This window comes from Pseudomonas sp. AC136 (genome assembly GCF_979258585.1).
On sequence record NZ_OZ409865.1, the window covers coordinates 1537241 to 1549240 of the forward strand.

Sequence of the window (12000 nt, forward strand, 5' to 3'; positions counted from 1 at the left end):
CAGGGGCGCCGCCGGTGTCAGGGGCGCTTGTTCAGCTCGCGTTCAACCTCGCGGTTTTTCTCTTCGAGCTGCTCGGCGTCGCGTTCTTTGTTCTTGATCGAGGTCGGCGTGATGACCTTGTCGACGTCTTCGGTTTTCGGGTTTGGCTGCTCCAAAACCGCTTCGTCGTCGGGCAGTGTTTGGTTGGTTTGCGCTTGCGGCGAATTGATCGGGTTGGCGGTTTTATCAGCCGGTGCGTGGCCTCGGTTGTCGCTCATGGCGGGTGTCCTTTTATCGGTCGCTGTTAAGGGTGCAGACGCAACGCGCGCCGCTTTAGTTCAGCCGTTTTCATACGGCCAGCGCAGTTGCACACGGCGTCTTGATATCGTTTTAGCTTCGCCAAACGCCGCTGATATTGAGCTGAAATCGAAATAATATCTGTTATTTATCAATGACTTATTTTTCAAAAAAGCCTGAACCTTCGTAAACGGCGGCGGACAGAATTCATGTGGGGGCCAAACGGCTTCGCACACCTCGACTGCTAAATTAGGAGTGATGAAAATGACCACTAAAAGCACCGGCAACAGCAACCCAGGTAACTTCGCCAACGACCGCGAGAAGGCATCCGAAGCGGGCAAAAAAGGCGGCCATAACAGCGGCGGCAACTTTGCCAACGACCGCCAGAAAGCCTCCGAGGCTGGCAAAAAAGGCGGCCAAAACAGCCACGGCGGTGGACGTAGCTAAGGCTATCGCCGTGTGAGAAAGGGGGCCTGGATTCCAGGCCCTTTTTTGTTGGACGTTTTTGTAGGATTTGTTGATTGCTGGCCACGGTGATGCCAATGAACATGCCCCGGTTAAAGCAGCTTGAAAGCACCCTCGCCCTGCTGCGCGACGGTTACGAATTTGTCAGCAATGGCTGCCGTCAACTCAACTCGCCGGTCTTTGAATGCCGGCTGATGTTGCAGCGCACCTATTGCCTGCAAGGCCGCGAGGCGGCCACTTTGTTTTATCAAAGCCCACACCTGTGCCGCACCAACGCCGCGCCGCGTGCACTGGTGCGCACCTTGTTCGGCAAAGGCGCGCTTCAGGGCCTGGACGGGCCCCGGCATCGGGCGCGCAAGCACGTGTTTCTCGGTTTGCTGACGGGCGCTGAAGGCGAGCGGCTGGCGAGCGAAATCGATCGTCAGTTAAGTGGCGCGATGCGCCAGTGGGCACAGGACGGCAGCGTGGACGTACTGCCCGCCATGCAGACCGTGCTCTACGAAGCAGTGGCGCGCTGGGCCGGATTGCCGGAGCGGGAAATACATGCCGGGCATCAACACCAGTTGGTGACGTTGATTGCCGGCGCAGGCAGCAAAGGCGTTAAACATTTTCAGGCTGGGCTGGCCCGCAGGACCGCCGAGCATTGGGCCACCGGGTTGATTCGCCGGCAACGGGACGATGCCTCGGTGGCCTCCAAAGGCAGTCCGTTCGATGTGATCGCCCGCTTCCAGGAGCCCGGTGAAAAACACGTCCCCGCGCGAATTGCCGCCGTTGAATTACTCAATTTGCTGCGGCCCGTGGTGGCGGTGAGTTATTTCATTCTGTACGCCCTGGTGGAACTGGCGCGGCATCCGCAGTGGCTGCCGCGCGTGGCCCACGACCAGCAAGCGCTTCACGGTTTCGTTCAAGAAGTACGGCGCCTGTATGCGTTCTTTCCGTTCGTGGCCGCGCGGGTGACCCGCGACTTCGTCTGGAACGGCCTGCACTTCGTTAAAGGCGCACGGGTGATGCTCGATCTGTATGGCAGCAACCGCAACACCGACAGCTGGAAGCAACCGGAGATGTTTGACCCGGAGCGCTTTAACAATGTGCACCTGGACCCCTTCACGCTCATTTCCCAAGGCGGCGGCGATGCCCCCACCGGCCACCGCTGTGCCGGCGAGTGGCTCACGGTGGCCGTGATGGAAACCGTCGTTCGGGCCTTCGCCACGCGCCTCAGCTATCACGCACCGGTGCTGAAAGAGACGCCGCGTCGCGATCGTTTTCCGATGGCCTTTGGCCGGCCGTTCGTGCTCACTGATGTGGCGCTCAGCGAGCCGTATCACAGGGCCCACGAGGTAGCGGTGTAGCGTGGCTGGCTCAGCGCTTGGCGACGTCCGGTTCGGCCACGCCGGCCGGATCGTGCCCCTCTTTAAAACCGGCCGCCTGGATGCTCCACAACGCGGCAAACGTACCGCCGAGCAAGCGCAGGTGTTCGGGCGGGCCGTCTTCAACGATGCGCCCTTTTTCCAGCACCACCACGCGGTCGAAGTTAGCCAGCGTCGACAGCCGATGCGCCACCGCCAGCACGGTGCGGCCTTGCATCAGGTTGGCCAGCGCGGCTTGAATTTCCGCTTCGGAATGGGTGTCCAGCGCCGAGGTGGCTTCATCCAGAATCAGGATCGGCGCGTTTTTAACAAAGGCGCGCGCGATGCCCAGACGCTGGCGCTGACCACCGGAAAGCATCACGCCGCGCTCGCCCACGGGGGTGTCGTAGCCCTGCGGCAACTCGCGGATAAACGCATCGCAAAAGGCGTGACGCGCGGCGTCGATGACTTCTTCATCGGTGGCCTCGGGCCGCCCGTAGCGGATGTTGTCGCGGATGCTGCGGTTGAACAGCGCGGTTTCTTGCGGCACCACGGCCATGCGCGCGCGCAGGCTGTCCTGGCTGACTTCGCTGATGTCTTGGCCGTCGATCATCACGCTTCCGCCCTGCACATCGTCGAGGCGTTGAATCAGGCTGATAAGCGTCGACTTGCCCGCGCCCGAGGGGCCGACAATGCCGACTTTCTGGCCCACCGGAATATGCAGGTCGAAGCCGTCGAAAACCTTACGCCCGTCGGGGTAGCTGAAAGTGACCTGACGGAATTCGATATCGCCGCGCGACAGCGCCAGTTGTGGTTCGGGATCGTCGAGTTCGTGGGGCTGCACGATGATGCGCAAGGTGTCATCGATGGCGCCGAGCTGCTGCGTGGTGTCGACCAACGCCAGGGCCAGGTCACGGGAGCCGTGCAAAATGCGGAATGTAAGGGCGCTGACCATCACCACATCGCCCGCCGTCACGGTGCCGGCCAGCCACAGTTTGATCGCCCAGATCAACATGCCGCCGGCCATCAACGACAAGCAGATATCGTGGATCACCCGGGCCTTTTCCAGATACATCCAGCTGCGGCGCTGGGCCCGGGCTTCCAGGCCGATTTCTTCGGCCAGGCGCTGTGCTTCTCGGTCGCGGGCGGAGAAGGCTTTGATGGTCCAGACGTTGGACACGACGTCGACCAACTCACCGCCGACCCGCGCCGCCTGAGCAGCAAAGCGTTGATGTTTGCTGCGGCCACGAATGCCGAACGAAACGATCAATACGCCCACTACCGCGACAAACCCGATCAGCGCCCAGGCCATTTGCCAATGCACGGTGAACAGCACCAGCACGGCGCCCGCGAAGTCGACACACGGCGGCATGATCTTCCAGGCCAGCCCACCATAGATGGCGCCCGCTGCCTGGCCGGTGGCCGATATGCGATTGCCCAGCGCGCCCGCGTAGTGCTGCGCGAAATAGCGCATGGGGTGGCCGGTGAGGTGGCGGAACAGGTCGACGCGCAGGTCCACGCAACTGGCCACCACCGTGCGACAACCCAGCCAGCCGCCGAGGCGCCAGAACACGTTTTCGACAACGATCAGGCCAATAAACACGCTCAGCGGAAACCACACATCGGCGTGCTGGCGGTCGCTGGTGGCCATGGCATCCACCAGCAATTTCATGCCGTATTGCACCGCCACCGCGCAGCTGCCGGCGCCCACGATCAATAAAAACATGCCGCCGAAATGCCAAGGGCGGCGACGCACGTAGTGGGCGAGAAAGGCGACCGGGCGTCCCGGTAACGGCACCTCGTCGGCTGCGGGACGGCTGCTCATGCGTGCTCCACTAACTGGCGCTGCAAAGCAGCGAACTGGGCCTGTTGAAAGTGCAGCTCATCGGCCAGCGCCTGACACAACGGGCGCTCGCCCTGCTCGTTGGCAAAACCGAACAAGCCCACTTCGCAGTGGCGGTCATCGGTCCAACCGGGGTAGTCGAGTACGGGATACAAACAGATGCCCTCCATGGGAATGCCGCGTTGCATGGCCAGGCGCACCTGCTCACACACGTAGCGCAGCCAGTCGGCGCGCAAGTCGCATTCGGCGCCGGTTTCGGCCACCAGTAAAGGCCGTCGATAACGCTGGTACACCTCGGCCAGCATCCCGCTGAACGGGCGGTACAACGGTTCGCCACGCCACAGGGTGCCGCCGCCGGCGAACCACTGGTTGTTGTTGTAGAAATTCACGCCGACGATGTCCAGGTACTCGGGTTTGCCGCCGAGCCCGGGCCACTGTTTTCCGGCCAGCATGTCCCAGGCCTGGAACTGCGAGAGTCGATAGCGCTCGGCGTCTTCCTGCTCGGCGGCGCTGCTGCCACGGGGCACCACGTGAATAATCGGGTCGACTTGCACGAAGCGCGCTCGGGGTTCCACTTCACGAATGGCGTCGATGGCGGCGATGCTGGCACGCACCAGCTGATGCTTCAGCTCATCGCCACGGCCCTGACCCAACGGTGCGAAGTACGCCACTTCGCCGCCAGCCCACGACCAGAACGACATTTCGTTGAGCGGTGAATAAAACGGTATCGCGTCGCTGTGTTCGCGGATCAGCCGTGCGGCCGCTGCCGCAAACCGAGCGAAACGCTCGACAAACTGCGGGCGCCAGATGTCGATGTCATCGGGCCAACCGTAGTGGCACAGATCCCAGATCACCTGCACGCCCGCCTCGTTCGCGGCCTTCAGCTGCGGCAGAAAACTCGACCAGTCGTACTGCCCCGGGGTGGTTTCGATAAGGTGCCAGCGCAACCCATCGCGCACGCTGCGAATGCCGTGGGGTTGCAGCGCGGCGAAGTCGTTGGCCGCCCAGCGGTCGTGGCCGGTGCCGTGCAACAGGTCGAGCCGGCGCCCGTCCTGGCGCCGGTGGGTGGAGCATTCAAAACCCCCGAGGAAAAAACTGCTGAACAGCGAAGGTACATGCATCGTCCGTCCTCATCGCACCTGCTGGGCCAGCGGTTCGCTCTGCTCGACGCGCGCCCGGGCGGCCGCCTCGCGATGGGCTTCCTCGATCCGCTGATACAACGCCAATGCCTGGCCCACCACTTGATCCATGTTGTAGTACTTGTAGGTGCCGAGCCGCCCCACAAAGGTCACGCCCGGTGTCTCGGCCGCCAAGCGTTGGTAGCGCTTGTACAGCTCGGTGTTTTTCTGACATGGGATAGGGTAGTAAGGATCGCCGTCGGCGGACGGGTATTCGTAGGTGATGCTGGTTTTCGCGTGCTGCTGGCCGGTCAGGTGTTTGTATTCGCTGATGCGCGTGTACAGCACATCTTCGGCCGGGTAGTTAACCGTGCCCACCGCCTGAAAGCATTCCTGATCGAGGGTTTTATGTTCGAAGGTCAGCGACCGATACGGCAGCTTGCCAAAGCGGAAGTCGAAGTATTCGTCGATGGGGCCGCAAAAAATCAGGTGGTCGTATTCCACCTCGTCACGCACTTCGCGGTAGTCGGTGTTGAGCATGACTTTGATGTTTGGGTGGTTAAGCATGCGCTCGAACATGCGGGTGTAACCGTGCAGCGGCATTTGCTGGAAGGTGTCGCCGAAGTAGCGGTCGTCGGTGTTGGTACGCGTGGGAATGCGGGCGGTCACCGATTTATCCAGCTGCGAGGGGTCCAGGCCCCACTGCTTGCGGGTGTAGCCACGGAAGAATTTTTCGTACAGCTCGCGACCGATCTGGTTGATCACCACGTCTTCGCTGGTGCGAATGTCTTCGACACGCTCGGCGCGGCCGGCCAGGTACTCCGCCGCCTGTTCATCGGTTTCCAGGCTCAGGCCATACAGGGCATTCAGCGTGGTGCGGTTGATCGGAATGGGCACCTGTTTGCCGTCCACCGCCGCCAGCACACGGTGCTCGTAGGGGCGCCATTGGGTGAAGCGCGACAGGTAGTCGACGATGCGCTGCGAGTTGGTGTGGAAAATATGCGGCCCGTAGCGGTGCACCAGCACGCCCGCCTCGTCGTAATGGTCGTAGGCGTTCCCGCCGATGTGCGGGCGGCGGTCCACCACCAGCACGCGTTTGCCCAAGCCGGCGGCCAGGCGTTCGGCGAGCACGCTGCCGGCAAAACCAGCGCCGACAATCAGGTAATCGAAACCATGGCGGCGCGGCTCGGTGGCGTCATCATTGCTGGGTAGGGCCAGAAAGCTCTCGGGAATCAACGAAGGCATTTGATCATCTCCTGCATGGTCGCCTGGGTGTGATCCCAAGACATGTCGCCGAGCACACGGTCGGCATCGGTTAGAAAATTCTCGCGGTCGGCGCCCATTTCCAGCGCCTTCTCACAGGCCGCGACAAACTCCTCGGCCGTGGCGGCGATCAGCACCACGCCGCTGTCGCCGTAACCGCTAACTACATCGGCAATCGGCGTGGACACCACGGGGCAGCCGCCGGCCAGGTACTCAGGGGTTTTGGTCGGGCTGATAAAACGCGTGGATTCGTTCATAGCGAACGGCATCAGGGCGACGTTCCAGCCGGCGAGATAGCCCGGCAGCTCGTCGTAGGTTTTGCCGCCCAGATAGTGAATGTTGTCGCGCTTGGGCAGCGTTGCCGGGTCGATTTTCACCACGGGGCCGATCATCACGAACTGCCATTCGGGGCGCAGCGCGGCGATTTGGTCGAGCAGGTCGATATCGAAACGCTCGTCGATCACGCCGTAGAAACCGAGGCGTGGCGCGCCCAGGCCGGCCTGGTCTGGCGGGTTGTTCTGGAATTTGCGCGCGGCGGCGAAATGCGCCACATCGACGCTGCTGGGAAAGGCATGCACGTTCGGGTGCAAGGTGTGTTTGGCTTTCCAGATGCTGAAGCCGCCGGTGAATACCACGTCCGCACGTTCGAGCAATTGCTGTTCGCGCACGACCAGTTCGGGCGGCGCACCACGAAACGCCGAGAGCTCGTCCATGCAGTCGTAGACCACCACGTTGGCGTTGAGGTGGTCGGCAAAGCTCAGGCTCATCGGCGTGTAGTACCAGACCAGCAGGTCTTCGACACCCAGCTTGCCGAGGTAGTCGTCGAGCAGATAACGCAGCGCGGTGTGGGTGCGCTGCTCGTCGAGCCCGGCCGGCAGGCGTGGCACCAGCACTTGCACGCCCTCCTCGTCTGGCCGCACTTCGAGCCACGGCGAGACTTCATCGGTGGGTACCGGCTCTTCAAAAAACAGCACGTTGTACTCGCGGGCGAACCGCGACATCAGGTGCTGGGGACGCTGGTAGACGAAGCTCCAGCGCAGGTGCGAAAGGCACAACAGCGTGGGTATGAGTGGGTCGAAAACCACGACCGGTTCGGTCGCGATATGCGGGTGATGCGATTTGCCAATTGGCTGCTGTGAGGGTCCTGCCCAGCTCATAATTTCCATCTCCGTGCCGCGGTCCATGCGTGTGCGCAACGCTCTGGCACCGCCGTTTCGCTTAAAAAATGGCCATTCGAAAAATGGATTGACCGATGTTCGAGGGAGTTCAACCGATCGAACACGCCATCCGTCGCCCGTTTGGTTTGGCGTTGGCACGCGCGAATTGCAGGCGTCGTCAGCCATGCAGCGCGCAAAAAAAAGGCCCACGTCAACCGTGGGCCTCGACACACTCAACTGTCTTTTTTGTAGGCCGCGCCCATGCCCAGATCGGCACCGGTGAGCGGGTCGGCCGATGGGTCTGATGCCGTGCGCACCGCCATCTGCTCAACCGTGGTGAGCTGCTTGGTAGGCAGATCCACCGTGGCCATGCCATCGCCGCCATCAACGGCCGGTGCCGGCGACTCGACGAATTCCCACTCATCGCCCTGGTTCCACGAACCGCGCTGGTCGCCTTCGCCTTGCGACAGGTTGTAGTAAACGCTGACGTACTCCGGCACGCCCGGCAGTTTCCCTTGCGGGAAGTTGGGCTGAATGCTGTGCAGGGCTTTTTCGAATGACTTCTGGTGCGCCAGTTCGCGCGTCATCAGAAAGCCCAGCGCATCTTTGATGCCAGGGTCATCGGTGACGTTGATCAGCCGTTCGTAAACGATCTTCGCCCGCGCTTCGGCAGCGATGTTAGAACGGAAATCCGCGGTGGGCTCGCCAATGGTGTCGATGTAGGCAGCGGTCCACGGCACGCCGGCCGAGTTGGTCAGCGCCGGGCCACCGCCGTACAGCAGCGAGGTGATATGGGAGTCGTTGCCGCCGCCGGTTAGCGAGCGGTACAACTCGGCTTCCTGTTCGATGCCTTCGGCCAGATCGCCCTTGGCGCCTTTGTTGAGCATGCCGACGATGGAACCGATGATTTCGAGGTGGCTGAGCTCTTCGGTGGCGATGTCCAGCAGCAAGTCTTTGCGCCCTGCATCGTCCTCGGCCAAGCCTTGTGTGAAGTAACGCATTGCGGCTGCCAGCTCGCCTTGCGGCCCCCCAAATTGTTCCAGCAGCAGGTTGGCCAAACCTGGATTCGGTGCACCGACGCGCACCGTATATTGCAGCCGCTTGTTGTGTACGAACATGGTGTTTTTTCCTCTCACGGTTAACGTGTTCAGTCCATTTCCATTGCTCCTTGGCATGGGACGTTTTCATTGCCCATGACGTAAATGAGGGGAGTGGCGCGAAGAAGGTTCAGGCAGTTTTTTTCGTTGTACGGCTCGCTTGTAAAACCCCGCAAAGCCCCGCCGCTTCGCTTGTTCAGCGTTTTTACGAGACTGCATAAAGAATTTGAACCGACGCGAAAATGCCACGCTCCCAAGTAAGGACTGACCTAAACCGGATCACTTCAGGAGAGTGGAAAATGGCGACAAAACTGGAAAATCTTTTGGACTGGCTGCGCGACGCACACGCCATGGAACAACAAGCCGAACAGATGCTGACCGCGCAAGCGTCGCGCTTGGAGAATTACCCGAAACTGCGCACACGCATCGAAAAACACATCGAAGAAACCCGAGGCCAAAAACAGCTGTTGGAACAGGCGCTGAAAAGCCTGGGCGGCGAAGCGTCGACGCTCAAGGACATCGGCGGCAAGTTGATGGCGTTCGGGCAAGCGGTGGGCGGCATGGCCATGAGCGATGAGGTGATCAAGGGCGCAATGTCCGGCTATGTATTCGAGAACCTGGAAATTGCCACGTACACCGTGCTCATCGCCGCCGCCAAAGCGGCCGGTGCGAAGGAAGTGCAGCAGGCCTGCGAGAAAATTCTGCCGCAGGAAATCGCCATGGCCGATTGGCTCAGAGAGCATTTGGATGAGTTGACGCAAGCGTTCCTGGATCGCTCCGAAGCGCCAGGGCTGGACGCCAAACGATGAAATCCATTTTCCAGCACGGCTGTTGCGCACCGCGCGACACTCAAGCGCCGCTGGCAAAAACCCTGTCGTTCGCGGTGCTGCATTTCAGCATCGCGTTCACAGTGGCGTACCTATTAACCGGAAGCGTGTTGACCGGTGGGCTGATCGCCCTGATCGAGCCGGCCTGCAACACCGTAGCGTTCTATTTTCACGAGCGCTTGTGGCTGCGCCGAGGCGCCAAAGCGGACCGCGAGCGCGGTCACGGGCATGGAAATTTGAGTGGTTTGTTGGGCGGTCAAGGGCGTGAGCATCAGCGCTAATCACGCCCTCGCCGCTCACGCATTCATCAGACGCACCAGCCGATACGCGCCGTAAAAGGCAACAGGAACCACGGCAATAAAAAAGCTCAGCGTGAAGCTGAGCCCGATGAAGGAAAACAGGAAGAAGAATGCGGCGACGCCGAGCACTGTGAGCAGCGGCGCGATCCAGCCTTCGAGGTGAGCCACGTCGGTGGCGTCTTTCTTCCAGCTGTTGCGAGGGCGGCCGTTAATATCGCGGTGTTTTCGTAGCAGAAACACATCCGCCAGAAAACTCAGAATCCCTTCAAGCAACTCGCCGATGAACCCGAACATTGGCATTTCCCTCATCACCGCGCCGCACGACGGGCGCGCATCTGAATTTAGCAGACGCGCTGTTTAGCAAACGGCACCGGTCGAGGTTTGGCGTAGAACCGTTGGGCTGGCTTCACTGCGAAGCCCACCCTGATTACGAGCGCGACAAGGCTTTGAACAATCCCAGGCGCTGCCACCAATGTTTGGGCCGCGTGACTTTGTTGCCGGTATAGGTTTTTTGCGAGTACTTGGGGAATGGCCCGAACACCTTGGCCATGCGGTAGGTGTCGAGGCTGTAACCGGCCTCCAGCGCCTGCTGGTAGTAGCGATCAAACAGCACCTGCAAGTCCGGGCGTGGGTGCGGCATCACGGTTCCGTCGAACCAATGCGTGCCGCCTTCGCGCTGCAACCGTTCGAAAGACAGTGCATGGGAAAACTGCGTGCCCATGTCCGAGTAGTGAAGAATCTTGATCTGTTCGATGGGCGAGTTTTCGCCGTCGATGTTGTTGTACTGCGTGTCGAACGGCTGAATCACTTGCGGGTTTTTCTTGTAGTACTTTTTCAGCTGCTGGTGGATTTCCGGCTTGCTGCGTAGCTCGTCGATAGCCGGCAAATGATCGCGCGCGGCGGCGCAATCCCACATCGATACACAGAAGCGCCACGACTGCTCGCCCCCTTTGGCCATGACGACTTTGCCGGGCTCGAATGGCGTGTTCCAGATTTCCGCCAGGTCGCAGAGCACGATGACGTCGGTGTCCATGTAAATGGCTTTGCCTTGGTAATCGCAAAAAGCCGGAATGCCCCAACGGAACCCGGAAAATGGCGTGGTCCAGGCTTCGGTGCGCCAGCCCTGCTGCGCTTGCGGGTCTGAAAACCAAAAGCTCTGCGGGTCGCGCGACAGCTGCATCCAATGGATATCCACCGGCTGCGAGCAGTGCTTACGGATGCTGTAATCCAGCACCATCATTTGCTCGAGGTCGCAGTCGTTTGGATCGCAACCCACAAATACCCGAATGGTTTCGGTCATTCCCATGCTCCTTGCTTACCGGCTGTGCGTGCCGGAATGTTGCGTGAAAAACTTGATGCAGCCTTCTCAATATAGAGGCTGCTCTGTGACGGTCGTGAGCCGGTTCCGCCCGACGGTAGCGTCGCCGTTCGCTTTAACACTGGCGCAGCTGGCGCTCCAGTTGTTCGCGTTCCCAACGGCTCAACAGATGAATCGGGTCGGTGCCGTAACGGGCCCAGGTGTCTTCGTTGACGGTTCGGCCATCGGGTGCGGTGCAGCCTACGCAATGGTCCAAATCGCCGCTTTCGTTGAAAACGGTGAGCTGCCAGCTTTCCACGTTCACAGTGAACGCGCCGAATTCCAACTCACGCCAAGCCGGCCCGCCGCAACGACTGATAGACCGCACGCCGAGGGCCACGTCTTTTAGCAATTGGTACACCTCGCGGGCACTCAGCGGCGGCAGTGTGGGCATCCGGTTTTAACCTGACAGAAAGACAGGCGCACCATTTAGCATTTATTGGCGGCACAGAGCAGTCCCCTGCTTTGATTATTTCTGGGCGACGCTTTGGCAACCAGCGGCCCGGCTACAGCGCGAACAGACACCTGCATGTCTTGCTCAGACAATACCTGTGGCGCGTTGCGCTCTAGGGTGGTGTCTTCTTCCCTACCGCTGGAGCTGACCGTGGCCAACCCACCGATTACCGTATTGCGCGAAACCCAACCGATGCCCGTTGTGGATGCCTGCAAGTGGGAGCGCATCGAGGGCGACCCGCATACGGTGAACCTCAACGCATACACCTCCGATGACGGCAGCAAAATCATGGGCACGTGGATCTGCACACCGGGCAAATGGCGTGTGGAGTACGTGAAATGGGAGTACTGCCACTTCCAGGAAGGCTATTGCGTGATCACGCCCGACGGCATGGCGCCGATTCACCTCAAAGCTGGCGACATTTTTGTGGTGGAACCGGGCATGAAGGGCACGTGGGAAGTGGTGGAAACCGTGCGTAAGTATTTTGTGTTTGCCTAA

General features: G+C 60.6%; 14 protein-coding genes. 5 read left to right on the plus strand and 9 right to left on the minus strand.

Features of this window, described 5'->3' with window-relative positions; translation table 11 throughout:
- Positions 1-17: 17 nt before the first annotated feature.
- Positions 18-257: a hypothetical protein gene (locus tag ACZZZU_RS06795; RefSeq protein ID WP_122493732.1), complete on the minus strand. Its 240-nt coding sequence runs from the start codon at positions 255-257 to the stop codon at positions 18-20.
- A 283-nt stretch (positions 258-540) separates the two neighbouring features.
- On the opposite strand from ACZZZU_RS06795, the gene ACZZZU_RS06800 reads away from it, so the two are divergent.
- Positions 541-723, plus strand: a complete 183-nt coding sequence (locus tag ACZZZU_RS06800; protein WP_122493733.1) for a con-10 family general stress protein — start codon at positions 541-543, stop codon at positions 721-723.
- A gap of 95 nt (positions 724-818) precedes the next feature.
- A complete protein-coding gene (locus tag ACZZZU_RS06805; protein WP_463550167.1) occupies positions 819-2090 on the plus strand; it encodes a cytochrome P450 in 1272 nt (423 codons plus the stop codon).
- A gap of 10 nt (positions 2091-2100) precedes the next feature.
- Here the strand turns inward: ACZZZU_RS06805 and ACZZZU_RS06810 are convergent, their stop codons facing one another.
- The 5 genes from ACZZZU_RS06810 to ACZZZU_RS06830 form a co-directional block, all read right to left on the minus strand.
- Positions 2101-3912: an ABC transporter ATP-binding protein gene (locus ACZZZU_RS06810; RefSeq protein WP_463550168.1), complete on the minus strand. Its 1812-nt coding sequence runs from the start codon at positions 3910-3912 to the stop codon at positions 2101-2103.
- On the minus strand, positions 3909-5051 hold the full coding sequence (locus ACZZZU_RS06815) for a beta-glucosidase (protein ID WP_463550169.1): 1143 nt from the start codon (positions 5049-5051) through the stop codon (positions 3909-3911). Before ACZZZU_RS06815 ends, ACZZZU_RS06810 begins: the two co-directional genes overlap by 4 nt.
- A 9-nt stretch (positions 5052-5060) precedes the next feature.
- Positions 5061-6293: a UDP-galactopyranose mutase gene (gene glf, locus ACZZZU_RS06820; protein ID WP_463550170.1), complete on the minus strand. Its 1233-nt coding sequence runs from the start codon at positions 6291-6293 to the stop codon at positions 5061-5063.
- Positions 6281-7468 carry a glycosyltransferase family 1 protein gene (locus ACZZZU_RS06825; RefSeq protein WP_463383377.1) on the minus strand — a complete coding sequence of 396 codons (1188 nt, stop codon included), beginning with the start codon at positions 7466-7468 and terminating at the stop codon, positions 6281-6283. Before ACZZZU_RS06825 ends, glf begins: the two co-directional genes overlap by 13 nt.
- 233 nt (positions 7469-7701) lie before the next feature.
- On the minus strand, positions 7702-8586 hold the full coding sequence (locus tag ACZZZU_RS06830) for a manganese catalase family protein (RefSeq protein ID WP_122493739.1): 885 nt from the start codon (positions 8584-8586) through the stop codon (positions 7702-7704).
- Between the two features lie 278 nt (positions 8587-8864).
- On the opposite strand from ACZZZU_RS06830, the gene ACZZZU_RS06835 reads away from it, so the two are divergent.
- Together ACZZZU_RS06835 and ACZZZU_RS06840 are read left to right on the plus strand one after the other, a co-directional pair.
- Complete coding sequence (locus tag ACZZZU_RS06835) at positions 8865-9374, plus strand: ferritin-like domain-containing protein (RefSeq protein WP_463550171.1); 510 nt, start codon at positions 8865-8867, stop codon at positions 9372-9374.
- The gene (locus tag ACZZZU_RS06840; RefSeq protein ID WP_463550172.1) at positions 9371-9673 is read left to right on the plus strand and encodes a DUF2061 domain-containing protein; all 303 of its coding nucleotides are present in this window, start codon (positions 9371-9373) and stop codon (positions 9671-9673) included. The genes ACZZZU_RS06835 and ACZZZU_RS06840 overlap by 4 nt, the downstream gene beginning before the upstream one ends.
- A 15-nt stretch (positions 9674-9688) precedes the next feature.
- Here the strand turns inward: ACZZZU_RS06840 and ACZZZU_RS06845 are convergent, their stop codons facing one another.
- The 3 genes from ACZZZU_RS06845 to ACZZZU_RS06855 all read right to left on the minus strand — a co-directional run bounded on the left by ACZZZU_RS06845 (position 9689) and on the right by ACZZZU_RS06855 (position 11442).
- Complete coding sequence (locus ACZZZU_RS06845) at positions 9689-9985, minus strand: hypothetical protein (RefSeq protein ID WP_463550173.1); 297 nt, start codon at positions 9983-9985, stop codon at positions 9689-9691.
- Positions 9986-10118: 133 nt separating this feature from the next.
- Positions 10119-10991, minus strand: coding sequence for a glycosyltransferase (locus ACZZZU_RS06850; RefSeq protein WP_463550174.1), 873 nt, complete (start codon positions 10989-10991; stop codon positions 10119-10121).
- Positions 10992-11124: 133 nt separating this feature from the next.
- Positions 11125-11442, minus strand: coding sequence for a DUF7693 family protein (locus ACZZZU_RS06855; protein ID WP_463550175.1), 318 nt, complete (start codon positions 11440-11442; stop codon positions 11125-11127).
- A gap of 252 nt (positions 11443-11694) precedes the next feature.
- Here ACZZZU_RS06855 and ACZZZU_RS06860 point away from each other — a divergent pair, with 252 nt between their 5' ends.
- The gene (locus ACZZZU_RS06860; protein WP_463552115.1) at positions 11695-12000 is read left to right on the plus strand and encodes a cupin domain-containing protein; all 306 of its coding nucleotides are present in this window, start codon (positions 11695-11697) and stop codon (positions 11998-12000) included.